The 17,458-nt window shown below is 33.5% G+C and carries 12 protein-coding genes; 4 read left to right on the forward strand and 8 right to left on the reverse strand.

Features of this window, described 5'->3' with window-relative positions; translation table 11 throughout:
• The 3 genes from T367_RS0103255 to gyrA all read right to left on the reverse strand — a co-directional run bounded on the left by T367_RS0103255 (nt 1) and on the right by gyrA (nt 4,507).
• Nucleotides 1-528: a GNAT family N-acetyltransferase gene (locus T367_RS0103255; protein ID WP_027418564.1), complete on the reverse strand. Its 528-nt coding sequence runs from the start codon at nt 526-528 to the stop codon at nt 1-3.
• Nucleotides 529-597: 69 nt separating this feature from the next.
• Nucleotides 598-1,785 (reverse strand): tetratricopeptide repeat protein, encoded by a 1,188-nt coding sequence (locus tag T367_RS0103260; protein ID WP_027418565.1) that lies wholly within the window; start codon nt 1,783-1,785, stop codon nt 598-600.
• A 151-nt stretch (nt 1,786-1,936) separates the two neighbouring features.
• Entirely contained in the window at nt 1,937-4,507 is a 2,571-nt protein-coding gene (gyrA, locus tag T367_RS0103265) for a DNA gyrase subunit A (protein ID WP_027418566.1), read from the reverse strand.
• Between the two features lie 285 nt (nt 4,508-4,792).
• Here gyrA and T367_RS0103270 point away from each other — a divergent pair, with 285 nt between their 5' ends.
• Entirely contained in the window at nt 4,793-7,345 is a 2,553-nt protein-coding gene (locus T367_RS0103270; protein WP_027418567.1) for an ATP-dependent Clp protease ATP-binding subunit, read from the forward strand.
• Between the two features lie 72 nt (nt 7,346-7,417).
• Here T367_RS0103270 and T367_RS0103275 read toward each other — a convergent pair whose 3' ends face one another.
• From T367_RS0103275 to T367_RS0103295, 5 genes are all read right to left on the reverse strand, one after another.
• Complete coding sequence (locus tag T367_RS0103275; protein WP_169736017.1) at nt 7,418-9,685, reverse strand: OmpA family protein; 2,268 nt, start codon at nt 9,683-9,685, stop codon at nt 7,418-7,420.
• Nucleotide 9,686: 1 nt separating this feature from the next.
• Nucleotides 9,687-10,598, reverse strand: coding sequence for a PorP/SprF family type IX secretion system membrane protein (locus T367_RS0103280; protein WP_157454109.1), 912 nt, complete (start codon nt 10,596-10,598; stop codon nt 9,687-9,689).
• A gap of 8 nt (nt 10,599-10,606) precedes the next feature.
• Nucleotides 10,607-12,223, reverse strand: a complete 1,617-nt coding sequence (locus tag T367_RS0103285; protein WP_027418570.1) for a T9SS type B sorting domain-containing protein — start codon at nt 12,221-12,223, stop codon at nt 10,607-10,609.
• A gap of 178 nt (nt 12,224-12,401) precedes the next feature.
• Nucleotides 12,402-12,950: a Smr/MutS family protein gene (locus T367_RS0103290; protein ID WP_027418571.1), complete on the reverse strand. Its 549-nt coding sequence runs from the start codon at nt 12,948-12,950 to the stop codon at nt 12,402-12,404.
• Entirely contained in the window at nt 12,943-13,902 is a 960-nt protein-coding gene (locus T367_RS0103295; RefSeq protein WP_027418572.1) for a zinc metalloprotease, read from the reverse strand. Before T367_RS0103295 ends, T367_RS0103290 begins: the two co-directional genes overlap by 8 nt.
• Before the next feature lie 51 nt (nt 13,903-13,953).
• On the opposite strand from T367_RS0103295, the gene T367_RS0103300 reads away from it, so the two are divergent.
• From T367_RS0103300 to T367_RS0103310, 3 genes are read left to right on the forward strand one after another with little or no spacing between them, the layout of a single operon-like run.
• Nucleotides 13,954-14,607, forward strand: coding sequence for an ABC transporter ATP-binding protein (locus T367_RS0103300; protein WP_027418573.1), 654 nt, complete (start codon nt 13,954-13,956; stop codon nt 14,605-14,607).
• Nucleotides 14,607-15,359 (forward strand): TIGR02757 family protein, encoded by a 753-nt coding sequence (locus T367_RS0103305; RefSeq protein ID WP_027418574.1) that lies wholly within the window; start codon nt 14,607-14,609, stop codon nt 15,357-15,359. Before T367_RS0103300 ends, T367_RS0103305 begins: the two co-directional genes overlap by 1 nt.
• Nucleotides 15,360-15,411: 52 nt before the next feature.
• The gene (locus T367_RS0103310) at nt 15,412-17,454 is read left to right on the forward strand and encodes a vWA domain-containing protein (RefSeq protein ID WP_027418575.1); all 2,043 of its coding nucleotides are present in this window, start codon (nt 15,412-15,414) and stop codon (nt 17,452-17,454) included.
• Nucleotides 17,455-17,458 lie beyond the last annotated feature (4 nt).

Raw genomic sequence — 17,458 nt, forward strand, 5'->3', positions numbered from 1 at the left:
TTAAATGTCCAGGGTATAATAATCGAAATCACTAGGATTTAATAAGTTCTTTGCTTTTAAGGGGATAACTTCTGCAAAATTTTGAGAATGCGTATATTTAAACCCCATTTTCTTATACCAATTAGCCAGTCTAATTTTAAAGGGGAGCTCAATTGCTTTTGGTCTAAGAATCTCAATTTCAATCTGATTTACCTTAGCAGCTTTAGCTCGAGTGATAACTCCATCAATTAGTGCACGCCCAATTCCTAACCCACTTTTTGAAAAATCGGCAGCCAATAAACTAAACGAATAGCTACTTTCTCCTCGCGGATAACAATGAATTCCACCAACAACTGTATTCTCATGGTACGCCACAAGAATTTCATCTTTCTCTATAAGTTTTAAATAATCATCAAATGGAATTCGAATATAATTCTCACCCCATACCTCCACTTCAGTTAGTTCATAAGCCAACTGCACTATACGGTATAGTTGTTTTAATTCTTCAGCACTCAATTGCTGATCGTATGCGGATTTAACTTCAATCATTTTATTTCATAAAGAAACCCGTCAAAGTTATAAACAATGACGGGTCAAATTTTAATTCATTTTATATGATTATAAAGCTGCTATTCGCGCTTTAATCTCTTTGAACTTATCCATTGATCCAGTTTTACTGTATGCTGCCATTAACGACTCTAAAACTGCTCTATCTTTAGGTGAAGTTTCCGCTGCTTTTTCCAAGAATGGAACAGCTTTTTCAAAATATCCTTTAGATTCTTCAACCATAGTATCATATTTAGGATCACCTAAAGCCAATTGATTTGCAGCATTATTTAAATCAGCGCCTTTATTAAAGTACAAACCGCCCATTGCGAATTGTCCTCTTACCGCTTCTGGTTCGATGGCAATCAACCTTTCGTATGCACTTTTTGCATTCTCAAAATCTCCCATATTTTCATAAATAGCACCTGAGTTAAAGAGTAATGCTGTATTCTTTGGATCTAATTCCAAAGCTGCATTTAATGCGTCTAAAGCTTCGTTGTCACGATCACCATCAATATAGAAATTGATCAACTCAATCAATAACCCTTTATTCTTAGGGTATTTTGAAATTGCATCTTTTAATGATTGTTCCGCTTCTGCTGTCTTACCTTGTTTTTGAAAAATTTGCGCTTGATAAGCAACACTTTGATCTAAGTTGTAATTGATTTCGATACATTTTTGGAATGCCTCTTGAGCAATTACATACTCTTCTGCATTAAAAGCTGAAATCCCACCAAAAAAGTAGAATGAAGAATCTACAATACCTGCTACATCTCCAAATTCAGCAGCTCCTAAAAGTCCTGCCATAGCAACATCATATTTTTGTTCACTATACGCAGCACTACCTAGTGTGTATAAATTATTACGGTAGAAATTTACATAATTTGCAATGTCATCACCGTAACGATCTTTTGGATCTTTCTTAGCTTCACGTAAACTATTGAATCCAGTTTCCATTACTTTTTCATCTTTAAACGCAGCCAATGACACTAACTGAGATGAATTAGCATACATTGAAAGCTCTACATAAATCTTTCCTTTATAGTACAATGTTTTGGATTCTGCTTGTGTGTCCTCATGCGCTGCTGCTAAATCGATATATTCTTTTGCCTCAAGCAGATCCTTCGAAGCAGCCTCTTTATCATTTAATTTATTCTTATTGTAATCGTCAAAAGCCATTACAGCGTTTGTTACGTTCTTTTTTTGACTAAAAGAAGTTGCACTAATGATAATTGTTAATCCTAGAAATATTTTTTTCATTTTACTCTATTTTCATTTTTGTTTTAAGATGCAGAACTATTGTTTTTCCACATTTTTTATGCACCCAATTTTTGTGCCAATATACTATTTCAGTCTTTCAGTCCAACTATACTTGCTAAATATCAAATATAGTTGGGGCCGAATTAATGACTTATTCTTCCTCCGAAGAGTCAGTATCAGAAGCTGTATTTGCTTCAGTTGAATCATCAGAATCAGCATCTGTAACATCCATAACTATTGGATTACCATCTTCATCTAATTCTACTTCATCTTCTACATCTCTGTCTCTATAAACTTTAGCAACAGCAGCAATTTCATCACCACCTCTAAGACTAATCAAACGAACACCTTGTGTAGCACGACCCATTATCCTTAAAGCATCAACATGCATACGAATTGTAATACCTTTTTTAGTGATAATCATTAAATCATCCTCATCAGTTACATTCTTAATTGCAATTAACGATCCCGTTTTCTCAGTAACATTAATGGTTTTAACACCTTTACCGCCTCTATTTGTAATTCTATAGTCAGCTACTTCAGAACGTTTACCGTAACCATTACTAGATACAACTAATACGTTTGCTTCATCACTTTCAACACAAATCATTCCCACAACTTCATCTTTTGGATTAGCTAGGGTAATTCCACGAACACCTGAAGCTGTTCGTCCCATAAATCTAACCTTCTCTTCGTTGAAACGGATTGATTTACCAGATTTAAGAGCCATCATGATCTCATTCGTACCATTCGTCAATTTGGCTTCAAGTAAAACATCACCATCACGAACTGTAATCGCGTTAATACCATTTGTTCTCGGTCTAGAATAAGCCTCAAGTTTAGTTTTCTTGATCACGCCATTCTTAGTACACATAATAATATACTTATTCTCAATATACTCAGGATCCTTAATATCTTTAACGTTAATAAACGCTTTGATTGAATCATCAGACTCCAAATTGATCAAATTCTGCAATGCTCTACCTTTAGTGGCTTTAGCACCTTCTGGAACTTCAAAAATCCTCATCCAGAAACATTTTCCTTTCTCTGTAAAGATTAATAACCAATTGTGGTTAGTGGATACAAATAAGTGCTCTAAGAAATCTTTATCTCTTGTTGCACTTCCTTTCGCTCCAACTCCTCCTCTACTTTGAACCCTATACTCATCTAAAGAAGTTCTTTTTATATATCCAGCATGAGAAATAGTAATAACCACCTCATTATCAGGGATAAGGTCTTCAATTCTCATTTCATTCGCAGAATATTCTATTCGAGATCTTCTTTCGTCACCATATTTATCTTTAACATAAGCCAATTCTTCTTTAATTATTTCCATTCTGCGTTCTTCGCTTCCTAGAATATCTTTTAAATCAGCAATTGTCTTCATTAACTCTTCATATTCTGCACGTAACTTGTCTTGTTCAAGACCTGTTAATTGTCTCAATCTCATTTCGACAATTGCACGCGATTGAATTTCCGTTAAATCAAACCTTGCAATTAATTTATCCCTTGCCTCGTCTGGACTTTTAGACGCACGAATTAATTTAATTACTTCATCAATATTATCAGATGCGATAATTAACCCCTCTAAAATATGTGCTCTTTCTTCCGCTTTTCTAAGCTCGAATTGTGTTCTTCGTACAACAACTTCATGTCTATGCTCAACGAAGTGAACAATCATATCCTTAAGGTTTAATGCAACCGGACGACCTTTAACTAAAGCTATATTATTAACTGGGAATGAAGACTGTAGAGCTGTATATTTGAACAACTTATTCAACACAACATTCGGGATAGCATCTCGCTTTAATTCATAAACAATACGCATCCCATTTCTATCTGATTCATCTCTCAAATCAGAAATACCAGAAATCTTACCTTCATTTACTAAATCAGCGGTCTTTTTAATCATATCCGCCTTATTCACTTGATAAGGAATCTCTGTAACTATAATTGCTTCTTTCCCTTCACGAATTTCTTCGAAAATTGCTTTAGCACGCATTATTACACGACCTCTACCTGTTTCGAAAGCTTCTTTCACGCCATCATAACCATATATTACCGCACCTGTAGGGAAATCTGGAGCTTTAATATACTCCATCAAGCCAGCAACATCAATATCTCTATTATCTATATAAGCAGCAATACCGTCTACAACCTCAGTTAAATTGTGAGGAGGCATATTTGTTGCCATACCTACAGCAATACCACTCGCTCCATTCACTAATAATCCCGGAATCTTAGTTGGCAGAACTGTTGGTTCCATTAAAGAATCATCAAAATTCAATGAAAAATCAACCGTCTCCTTATCTAAGTCAGCCAATAATTCTTCAGCTATTTTCTGTAAACGAGACTCCGTATAACGCATCGCTGCAGGACTATCACCATCTACAGAACCAAAGTTACCTTGACCATCCACCATTGGATAACGCAAAGACCATGGTTGAGCCATCCTAACCATAGCGTCATATACAGAAGAATCACCATGTGGGTGATACTTACCTAGTACATCCCCAACAATTCTAGCAGACTTTTTATAAGGTTTATTAGAATACACACCTAAATCTTGCATTCCATACAAAACACGACGATGAACTGGCTTTAAACCATCCCTTACATCAGGTAGTGCACGAGAGACAATTACAGACATTGAATAATCAATGTATGCTGATCTCATTTCCTCGTCTATATTAATTTTAATTATCTTTTCAGTATCAGACATAAAATTTGAATTCTTATTATATTAATTACAGACGTCGAAAATACTCATTATTTACTTAAAAAATCCATGTCAGAATGGCGACTTATTAACAAAAATGGCATGAAAATAATCTTTTTCAACAATCGGTATAAAAATTGTGTACCGTATCTTGTGAATTGATAATATTATGACTTATTTTGGACAACAACCCAACTAAGATTTTTTACGTAATTAGTAAGAAAGGTCTTTTAAGGCCGACATAGTATTAGATTAAGTATTAAACATTAGTATAGAAATATAGAAAATATGGATGCAAATTTTTCTGCAAGAGCAAAAGATGTCCTTTCTTATAGCAGAGAGGAAGCATTGCGATTAGGCAACGATTATTTGGGAGTTGAACATATCTTATTAGGAATTCTTCGCGAAGGTGAAGGATTGGCTATTAAATTATTACTTGAATTCCAAGTCGACCTACAGCAAATAAGGGTTGATATAGAAAAAACCTTAAAAGAAACAAGAGTAAAACAAATTACAGCGAACAATATACCTTTGGTTAAGCAAGCTGAAAAAGTTTTAAAAATCACTTATCTAGAAGCCAAACTATTCAAGAGTACCAAGGTAGGTACAGAGCACATCTTGTTAGCTATTTTACGCGAAGAGAATAATTTAGCTACACGTGTATTGAATAAGTACGGCGTTATTTATGAAAACATTAAAGAAGAATTAGAAGCTATGATTGAAGACGAAAAATACCCTAAAGCTGAATTTCCAGGAGACAGTTCAGAAAGCGATGACAGTCCGAGCGAAGGTTCGAGCTACAGCGGCGGAGCTAAAAGAGCTAGTGATGGTAAATCAAAAACACCTGTACTAGATAATTTCGGTCGTGATTTAACAGCTATGGCTGAAGAGAATAAGCTAGACCCTATCGTTGGTAGACAATTAGAAATTGAAAGAGTTTCACAAATTTTGTCGAGAAGAAAAAAGAACAACCCGATTTTAATAGGTGAACCTGGTGTTGGTAAATCAGCGATTGCTGAAGGTCTTGCATTAAGAATTGTTCAGAAAAAAGTTTCTCGTGTATTATTCGGTAAACGAATTATCTCATTGGACTTGGCATCATTGGTTGCTGGCACAAAATACAGAGGTCAATTCGAAGAACGAATGAAGGCCGTAATGAATGAACTTGAAAAATCAAGAGACATTATCTTATTTATAGATGAGATACACACAATAATCGGTGCTGGTGGTGCTTCAGGCTCATTAGATGCCTCTAACATGTTTAAACCGGCCTTAGCGCGTGGAGAAATACAAGTAATTGGAGCAACAACATTGGACGAATTCAGACAATACGTTGAAAAGGATGGTGCTTTAGAACGTCGTTTCCAAAAAGTTCTAATCGAACCAACAAGTATTGCGGAGTCCATCGAGATTCTTAATAATATTAAAGAACGGTATGAGGAACACCACAGTGTGACTTATACGCAAGAAGCAATTGACGCTTGTGTCAAATTGACAGAAAGATATATGTCTGATAGAAATCTACCAGACAAAGCGATTGATGCCATGGATGAAGTTGGATCAAGAGTCCATATTACTAACATCAACGTTCCTAAAGAAATTACAGATCTAGAAAAGAAGATTGAGGAAGTAAAAGATCAAAAAGGTGATGTAATTAAGAGTCAACAATATGAGAAGGCTGCTGAATTAAGAGATACTGAGAAAAATTTACAATCTGATCTTGAAAAAGCACAGGAGCGCTGGGAAGAAAATACAAAACTCAATAGAGTGGTTGTTACTGAAGACAATGTTGCTGAAGTTGTTTCAATGATGACAGGAATTCCACTTAGAAAGGTTTCAGAATCAGAAAACGGAAAAATTCAAAGTCTCGGAGAAGCGATTAAAGGAGCGGTGATTGGGCAAGATTTGGCTGTGCAAAAAGTTGTTAAAGCCATCCAAAGAAATCGAGCTGGATTGAAAGACCCAAATAAACCAATTGGATCATTCTTTTTCTTAGGACCAACTGGAGTTGGTAAAACGCAATTAGCAAAAGTACTTGCGACAACAATGTTCGATTCTGAAGAAGCATTAATCCGTGTGGATATGTCAGAATATATGGAGAAATTCTCAATCTCAAGATTGGTTGGAGCACCTCCAGGTTATGTTGGATATGAAGAAGGTGGACAATTAACTGAAAAAGTTAGAAGAAAACCGTATTCGATAATTCTTTTAGATGAAATTGAAAAAGCACATCCTGATGTCTTTAATATTTTATTACAAGTTCTTGATGATGGTCATATGACTGATGGGCTTGGAAGAAAAATTGATTTTAAGAATACCGTTATTGTAATGACTTCGAATATTGGTGTTAGACAATTACAGGATTTTGGAACAGGTGTTGGATTTGGAACAAAATCTCAAATTTCTCAGACAGATGAGAACAGTCAGAGAATTATTCAAAACGCTTTGAAAAAAGCATTCTCTCCTGAGTTCTTAAACAGAATTGATGACATGATTGTTTTCAACTCTTTAACAAAAGAAGATATACACGAAATAATTGAAATAGAGTTGAAAAAACTTTATGGCCGAATTAATGAATTGGGTTATAAAATTAAAATATCGAAAGATGCTAAGGATTATATTGCTGAGAAAGGATATGATGAGAAGTACGGTGCAAGACCGCTTAACAGAGCTATTCAAAAATACATTGAAGATCCACTAGCAGAAGAAATCATTAATTCTACACTGAAGGAAGGTGATACAATTTCAATAGGCTTAAACAAAAAGAAAGCTGAAATTGAGATTAAAATTGAAAAAGGAAAAACGCCCCCGAAGAAAAAGGAAACAGAAAAAGAAGATTAACTAAAAAACGCCTTGTAAAATTTACAAGGCGTTTTTCTTTTTAATAAATTCGAATGCTAAACAGATTCTATACTAGAACAATCTAATTTCTGCTCTCCTATTGAGCGCATCATTGTATTCATCAACCAATTTTGACTCCCCATAAGCATTAATGGCAAACCTCTTTTTATCTATTCCTTTTTTAATTAAGTAATCAGCAATCCAATGACCTCTTTTGCTTGATAAAGCTAAATTATACTCGTCATTCGCCTGTGCATCTGCATAAGCACTTATCTCTACATTTATGCGTTCATTACTTTGTAAAACCTTCAACAACTTATTTATTGTTGCCATATCATCACTTTTAACTTCACTTTTATTCGAATCGAAATAAACTAAAATGATTTCTTTCTTAGTATTATCGCCAAGAATAAATTGAAGATTATCCTCTTCAACACTACTTAAATTATTCGCCGTTTCATAACCTAAAGGTTTAAATGTAAAGAAACCGTCTGCCCCAATTTTTAGTTCAGCAATTTTTTTACCACCTCTATCAAAAATATATAAGGTAAAGTCATCCATTATAAAACTAGCACCATCATCTCGTAATTTGAATAAAAGAGAACTATTCAAAGGTAAATCTCTGAACCTAAATTGCCCTTCTTTATTGGTTGGTGCTGCCGAAATTAATTCACCACTAGTATTAAAAACATCCACTTTAAGACCTTCTCTATTTAATGTTTTATTATTATCATATTCAAAATAACCTGAAATCGTTTGAGATGTATATTCAAATGCTAAGTCATCATCCGGTCCCAGTACTAATTTATTCTGATTCGCAGGATTTAATTTTCGATAATTAAAAACACCATCTTCTCCTTTTTTTAACTGAGCAACGACATTTCCTTTTAAATCATAAATTAATAATAAATAATCTTCATCAGATTCTGCTATTTTCAAAAGATAATTATCCGACATTGACAATTCTTTAAAATCGAAATTACCTTGTTTATCAGTTAAAGTTTCAAATTGCATTTTATCATTTTCGTCGATAAGTTCAACTTTCAAGTTAACCGGATATCTACCTGGATCATCTTCATATATTAATTGTGCAGAAAGATGACCTTGATTTAAAGCAAGATCAATCATATCTTCTGGAATCAAAGACATCGTTCCTGAATTTTCGTTCCCTAATTGCCTGAATAAAAAATCTTTCTTTTCATTACTCAAGAAAGTTGCTGCAACATCACCTTCCTTATTATATAAACGCATTAATAATTCCTCTTCAGTTAAAGCCCGTAAAGTATAGTTTCCATCAGCGTCAAGTTCTTGAAACAAGAAGTTCCCATCTTTGTCTGTTATGGTTTCGTATAAAACAAATTCATCAGAATTAACAACCTGAACTTTAATATTACTGGCACTCCCTTCTATCTGCATGAACGAAAAATTACCAGCAATTTCATTATTAACAATAATTTCTCTATTTAAATCAAAGGAATAAATATCATCGCTCCCTGATTTATTCGAAGAAAAATATCCCCGCTTTAAATCGTCGTGAATAAACAACGAAAAATCATCGAATTCTGAATTAATCCCACTCAGATTTTGAACTTCTTTTTTTTGTCCATCAATCTTCCAATAAAAATCTAAGCCCCCTTTTCCACCTTCTCTATCACTCGCAAAAAAGAGTATACCATCAATTAAAAAAGGAAACATATCGTCTGCCGAAGTATTAATCGCAGATAAATTCTCTGGAGTAGACCAAATATTACCACTTAACGTTGTTTTATAAATATCCTTACCCCCCATTCCTTCGGGAGTATCTGCTACAAAATAAAGTGTTTTTTTTGCAGAATGATAATAGGGCTGTCCGCATGAATAGGAATCAAAAGCGATATTCAACTTCTCTGCTCGCGACCACTTATTATTAATCAATGTTGATAAATATAGCTGCATGATTTTTTCATCTCCGGTTGCAGATTTAGTTTCTTGCGCAAAGATAATTGAATCACCTGTTACACTAAAAGCTATTGATCCTGAATTTATAGTTGCCCCTAAATGCTGACTTAATAAACTAACTGCTCCGAAATTATTACGATCGGCTTTTACTTTAGCGGTAAATATATTTGTTTGGTGATGATTCTTCCAGTTGTTTTCACCTTCCAAAAGTAAATCTGGCTCTCTATTCGATGTAAAATAGATATGATTGTTAACTATAAACGGGTTATAGTCATGATAATTCGAATTCAGACTAATGGATTCATTAGGCGATGCCGTAATTTCAACATCAAATAATTCATATGATTGTCCATAGCTATTGCTCATCAACACCAACAATATTATTCCATAAATATACTTCATACTATAGCGATCTAGGATTAACTGAATTATCTTTTTTAGTTTTGAGTTCAAACCCAACAAATATCTCATGCACACCGTTGGAACTTGAACTAATTTTATTTAAAAAGAAGTCGTATGAATAACCGATTCGCATAAAATCTGTAATATTAACGTCTAATAAAAAATTTAAAGCTGATTTATTCCTTACGTTAATCCCGAACCAGACTTTTTTAAATAGAAAAGCATTTAAACCAATATCAAGATTGGCCTCAAATTCGGCTGTTTTTTTCAATAAAAATGTAGGTTTTAGACTAAGTTTATTATTAATTTCAAACACATACCCTCCACTTAGCATTAGCAAAGGTTCTATTTCCATCACTACGCCACCGAGCTTATTGTATCTTAATTTTTGTCCAACAAAATGATTAACAGTTAATCCCAAATAATAGTTAGGTGCATAATAATACAATCCAAAATCAAAATTTGGAACCAATGAACTTTGGGACGCACCAAGATTCAAATAATCTGTAGGATTTCTAAAAGTGAACTTAGAACCATCTACTTTACTATTGAAAACACCTGCTCGCATAGCGATTGACAATTTACTATTTTTAAACTGCAAATGATAACCTGCTGTAAAACCTGCGAATAAATTTGAAGTTGCCCCAAGTTTATCGTTATTCAAATTAAATCCCCAAGCCAGGTTATTGTGTTTGAATTTAGAATGAACTGAAACTGTTTGAGTACTTGGAGTGTCTTCTATCCCCGTCCAACCAGTTCGGTGACTTAAAACTGAACTTAGAGAGTTTCTAGAACCGGCATAAGCTGGATTAATAACCAGTGGATTGTAAACATATTGCGTATATAATGCATCGTATTGAGCAAAACTACTAAAGCTAAGACTAACGATAAAAAACAGTATAATTTTTCTCATACTTTTTATTAATCTAAAATTATTTGAATCCACCCAGAAGCTATTTTCTCACTTCCGGATGTTGCCGTAAAGAAATAAGTCCCAGCAGCTAGTTTATCTCCCCCCCCATTTGTTCCAGACCAATAAACAGTTGAGTTGTCATAATTTTTTATCGTTTCTAACTGATCTCCCCATCGATTATAAAATACAACTTCATTCTCAGGATAATTCTCCAATAGAGGAATATCAAAATAATCGTTAATACCGTCACCATTAGGTGTAAACGTATTATAATATTCTAAACATTGATTTTCAACGATAAACTCTGTACACTCCTCTGAATTCGCACAACCTCCAGTTCCTACAACAAAATAACTAGCATCGCCTTCAGCTGTAAATGTGATTTTTGATGTTGTTCCTATTTTTTCACCAACTAAACAACCTTCTTTATACCAAGACCATTCATTAGCATCATTTAAATCAGCATCTATTTCAAAAGTAAGCTCATCACCTTTACATGCTTTATAAGGATTTGTAGCCACAGGTTTATCCGGGTTTTTACAAGTAAACATTCTTCTGATCTTTAATTCCGTATCACAGAAAATTAATTCATCAAACTGATTATAAACCAAACCAACAGGTCTTATATCGACATCAAGCAGAGGTAAAAACTCACCATTATTCAAATAACCGGGATCTTCCTCATCATCTGACGGGGAATTTCCTGTACCTGCTATTGTTGTGATAATTTTTGTTTCCATATCAATTTTTCTGATACGATAATTACCATGGTCACTAATAATAATATTTCCTGCGCTGTCAAAAATATATTTTGTTTGAGCACCATTAAACTGAGCAGTTGCTGCCGGTCCACCATCACCAGAATAACCTATTTCAGTAGTACCTAAAAAATGGTAAATCAATCCGTCAAGTTCTATCACTTTAATCATGCTTTGATTATGAGTAAAATAAATACGGCCTTCTCTATCCACGAGTAATCCTGAGCTCAATTTAAGATTTGCTGCTCTTGGAGCTGTACCATCTGCAATATCCTCATCTTCTATGAGCCCTGGTGGAACGCCAGCAACTAAATAGGTATAACCACTTTCTAAATGAATCCTCCGTATTGTATTGTCTGAAAAACTTATATAGTACAAATTTTCTTGTTGTGGATCTAAAACTACATCTACAGCATTTCGGATGGGTGTTTCAGTTGCCAAAACACCATCTTCAGGATATCCGTCAATCCCGTTACCTGCAACAATAGTAATACTGTAATCTTCTAAATCCATTTTGTTCAGCGTATATCCACGGCCAAAATCACTATTTAGACAGTAATACAAAAAGTCATTTTTATCAATTGTAATACCTGTGATTACTGAATCTGCCAAAATTTTACTTATAGTCGAATCTGATTTATTATATTTATAAAGAAATTTGTCCAAACCACCTGAGAAATAATAGTTACCTTTTGAATCCACATCTATTACAGATGGCGCTTTAATACCACTGCTAAGTGCTTTACCTGCCACAAAATAATCTGTACCATCACCTACTATATTCTCCATGACCATATGTTGGCCAAATGACGAAGCAGGTAATAAACTTAATAATGCTATAATTAATATATGTGATAATCTATTCATTCGTCAATTTGTCAGTTTTTATTTGGGACACAATCTGAAAACATTCGTACTTATACGAAGCTAATATAAGTAAATAAATAAAAAATTTAACTCGAAAAATCAACTTAGACAAACTTGACCAGCTTAAAACCTTGATAATTAACATGTATTTTGATTTTATTAACAGTCAAATAAAATATCAGTTTTTCAAATATATCTCAATAGCACCCGACCTACCCTGCTTATCTAGGTGTATACTTTCATAGGATTTGATATGTTTATTATCATCCATCAATTTATCTAAATAATATTGTAAATCACTTTTTAAAGCACCTGCACCTATTCCATGAATGAGAATACCTTTCGGATTTTTATCACGAATTAATTTAGTGATAAACTCTTTGGAAGCGCTTATTTGGCGAACAACAATTTCAGCATTTGTCAAATGTTGATACCTATCCAATAAACGTTCGATATGCAAATCAATGACTGGTGTTTCTCTTTTTATTTTAACATGCTTTTTAGAAATAATCTCGGATTCATATATCAAGGCATCTTTAACTTCAATTGTATCATTTTCATCAAAATAGACTTGATTTAAATTAAGCGCAAGATCATTTTCAGTGTAATCCCTCGTAAAACCGTCAGCATCTTCAATCGTGATAATTGAACCAACAATTGCAATAACCTCTCCTTCTAGCGTATCATTCAATACACTAACCCTATCCTTAACATTAAACTTACTCATGATATAAATACCCTTCTAAAAGGTCAAAATTAGAAAATATGAGATGCATTGGAAAATAAATAAGTCCAGATATAATAATTAAGATTATGACTTTACTCATTATTGACATGTCATTTTTTGTATTGGTCTTAAGCAGCTGATTGACTTGATCCATCAGTAGTTTTTCATTTTCCCAAACTTGAAAACCTTCAGGAATGATAGATTTTATTTTTGGATTTTCATTTAGGAATACAGCCCGTATTTTCCAGTATTCAGCATCAGACAAATCCTCATATTCTTTATTAAAGTCAATTTCTTCATCTGATAAACGGGCGTGTAGATTCATTTTTTTCTGCGTACTTCTTACTTTTAACCCCATTAACAAACCAAAAATAGTCACAGGCCAAACTTCAAAGTATATCCCCGTTAAAATAATTAGCAGGGAAGAAATTAAAGTGAGATATAACTTTTTCTTCTCACTATTACCAAAAAACATAACATCAATAATCCTTCCACCATCAAAAGGATCTAATGGTAGAATATTCACCACGTTGACAGCAAGAAAAAGCAAAGACAATTCGAGTAAAACCTCCATTTCCTCACCGTTAACTGCAACCGAAAAAATAGCTATACCAATTAGTAATCCAGGTAATGGCCCCATGAGGTTAATCCATACACTTTTCCATTGCGAATCAGAAAATTTGAACCCTGCAGTTAGTTTATTCAAAAATGACATAAAAAATAAACCCTGCGTTTTTATTTTGAAGAAGAACATAATAAAATAATGCCCAAATTCATGAACCAACAACACAAGTATTACTTCTAAAAAGAAAATATAATTAACCGACTGAAAAGCAGACAAAACCAGTACCATTAACAAAATAATGAACAAGTTTTTACCCCAGTTTAAACGCGTATTTAAGTCTGTTAATTGGGGCTTATCTGGAAAAAAGTTATCTGTATTTTCAAACATTCACAAAAATTATCTCTTAAAACAATCAAAACTAAGTAATTTTATCCACCTATGTTAAAGGCAACAGGAATATATAAAAAATATGGCAACCTGCCAATTCTTAAAGGAATTGATCTTGAGATTGCTCAGAAAGAAATAGTTTGTATTGTTGGAGCATCTGGAGCTGGAAAGACAACTTTATTACAAATATTAGGAACCTTAGACAGACCAGATTCTGGAGAAGTTTCAATTAATAACCAAGTTATTACTGGACTAAAAAGCAATCAATTGGCAGCGGTAAGAAATGAGAAATTAGGTTTCATTTTTCAATTCCACCAATTATTACCTGAATTTACCGCAATGGAAAATGCAATGATCCCTGCATTATTCGGCAATAAGAGTAAAAAAAGTGCTGAAAAAGATGCCAAAGAAATTTTAAATTATTTAGGCTTAGCTTCTAGACTCGATCATAAACCTAGTGAATTATCTGGAGGTGAACAGCAGCGCGTTGCAGTGGCAAGAGCACTTATAAATAACCCGGATATTATTTTCGCAGATGAGCCTTCAGGAAATTTAGATTCTAAAAACTCAAACGAGTTGCACGAACTATTTTTCAAATTAAGAGAAGAATTTGGCCAAACTTTTGTGATTGTTACGCATAATCACGACTTAGCCAAAATGGCCGATCGAACATTAGAAATGAAAGATGGACTAATTATTCCGTAATGAATAAAACAGAACTCAAAGACCTTCTCGAACACTATACGGACAAATATAATCAGTCGAATTTTATTAAGGACGACCCGATTTCCATTCCCCATTTATTTACTGATCCAAAAGATATAGAATCAATTGGTTTAATTATAGCTACAATATCTTGGGGCAATCGAAAGGCAATTCTTAAGTCAGGCAATAAACTCGTGGATATTATGGGACATTCGCCGTATGATTTTATTATGAATGCGAGTCAAACGAACTTGAAAGATTTAAAATTCGTTCACCGCACATTTAATAGCAACGACCTTTCCTTTTTTATTCTAGGACTTCGCTCAATTTATCAAAACAATTCAAGTCTCGAATCTGCATTTTTAAATGGAACGACAACTAAAGATAGAATTGCTAATTTTAGGAGTCAATTTTTAGAAACTCCTCACGAATTACGAACAGAGAAACATGTTTCAAATCCATTAAAAGGATCAGCCTCGAAAAGGATTAATATGTTTTTAAGATGGATGGCTAGAAATGACAATAAAGGAGTCGACTTTGGGATTTGGTCCGAAATAAAGCCTTCAGAATTATACATACCGCTCGACGTTCATACAGGTAATGTAGCAAGAAAACTCAATTTAATTAAACGGAAATCGAATGATTGGCTGGCATTAGAAGAATTAATGGACCAATTAAAAAAATTCGATCCTATTGATCCGTGTAAATATGATTATGCCCTTTTTGGGATAGGTGTTAATAAAGAATTTTAATTTGATCGAATTTAAAGACCAATTTTCGAATACGTTTTAGCATATTTGTATTATGAATTTTGTATATCCCAATTTCTTATGGGCATTTTTCTTACTCGCCATTCCAATTATCATTCACCTCTTTAATTTTAGGCGATATAAAACGGTTTATTTTTCCCGGGTTAAATTTTTAGAAGAAGTTATTGAAGATTCAAAATCTGGATTAAAATTAAAACATCTACTCGTATTATTCTCAAGATTATTGGCACTTTCTGCCCTTATATTAGCTTTTGCTCAACCCTATATTCCAACGAACGATAAAAAGGCAACTGAAAACATTACTTCTATTTATATAGACAACACTTTTAGTATGCAAGCTGAAGGTCAGGATGGCAATCTTTTAAATGAAGTAAAAAATAAAGCGATAGACTTGGTTAAATCGTTAGATCAAAACGAGCGAATTAATTTGGTTACAAACGACCTGCTTTCAATTCATCAGCGATTCTATGCCAAAGCCGATATTATTGAAATGATAAAAAAAATTGATTTTTCTGCAAATTCAACCCCGCTTCAAACAGTCATTTCGATGCAATCTGATTTAATTTCGAATGCTGAAAACATTGGCAATGAAAGATTATTTCTATTCAGTGATTTTCAAAAAAGCACAAATAAACTCGAAGATTTTGAAAGTGAAAGTCTTCCCACTCACTTTTATAAAGCAGAGGTAGAACAAAATGCGAATGTTTATATCGACAGTATCTGGTTCCAAAGTCCAGTTCATCGTTTAAACTCACCTTCAGATGTTTACTTCAGAATTAAGAACAATGCTGACAAGGCACAAGACAACCTCGGTATTAAATTAAATATAAACGGAAATGAAGTTGGCATGAAACGTGTCACCATTCCAGCGAATGCCGTGATTACAGATAAAATAACTTATACAGATAGAGTTTCAGGAAGTAAAAAAGCCAAAATATCTATTGCTTCCAATCAACTCTTTTTTGACGATGAATTCTATTTCACGTACAACATTAAGGACTCAGTTAATATACTAATCGTACAAAACAAAGCTGAAGAAAATAATAACTTATCTCAACTCTATGGTCTAAATTCATTCTACAATGCCGAAACTATCCAATCAGACATTGCTGCTCCTGAAAATTTCCACGGAAAGGAATTGGTTATTTTTCAGAACATCAATAATTTACCGAGTGGTATAGTAAGCGTGATCGATGAAATTGTAGAAAAAGGAGGAACAGTTATGCTGATTCCAGGATCAAAATTAAACCTGTCAAACTGGAACACCATAATGGTGAAAAATCAGCTTCCACTTTTCTCTCAATTAGACACCAATCAATTATCTGTAAACTATTTCAATCATGCCGATCCCCTATTTAGTGGTGTTTTTGAAAGCGCTCCAAAAAATTATAAAACGCCAACTATTTTTGGACAGTATCGTTTACAATCCAGCACTAGAAATAATTATCTCAGTTTATTTGGAACGAATAAGCAAAATACTGCCGTTTTTTATACACCAGTGAAGAATGGCAAAATCATAGTCATGACTAGCCCTTTAAACATTAAATACTCAAATTTCCAAAACCATCCTTTATTTGCAACAATGATGTTGCGTATTGCAGAAACCTCGACTTTTCAGGTTCCAATCGCATATACAATTGGGGATATGAGTAATTTCCCTTTTATTAATAAGATCGCGGAAGACAAACCGATTCACCTAGTTAATGAGGAATATAGTATTGATGTTATTCCAGAAATAATAAATACTGGAAATTCTCTTGTCGTCAGTTTTAATCATTTAGAAAATTATTTATCAAGAGCAGGTTTTTATTATTTAGGAGATTTAAATGAATTCAATACAAACTTAGGACTTAATTATTCTCGTGAAGAATCCGATATTTCAGCTTATGACATTGATCAAATTAAAACTAATTTTGCTAATATAGGTTGGGAGAATGCAAATAGCTTTACCACCAATCACGAAGGAACGATAGAAATAAACAGTTTAAAGGCTAATGAATACTGGAGAATTCTTTTAATTTTGGCCTTAGTATTTATAGCGTTTGAAATCTTATTATTAAAATTATGGAAAGGCTAAGACC

Source organism: Crocinitomix catalasitica ATCC 23190, from assembly GCF_000621625.1.
GTDB lineage: Bacteria > Bacteroidota > Bacteroidia > Flavobacteriales_D > Crocinitomicaceae > Crocinitomix > Crocinitomix catalasitica.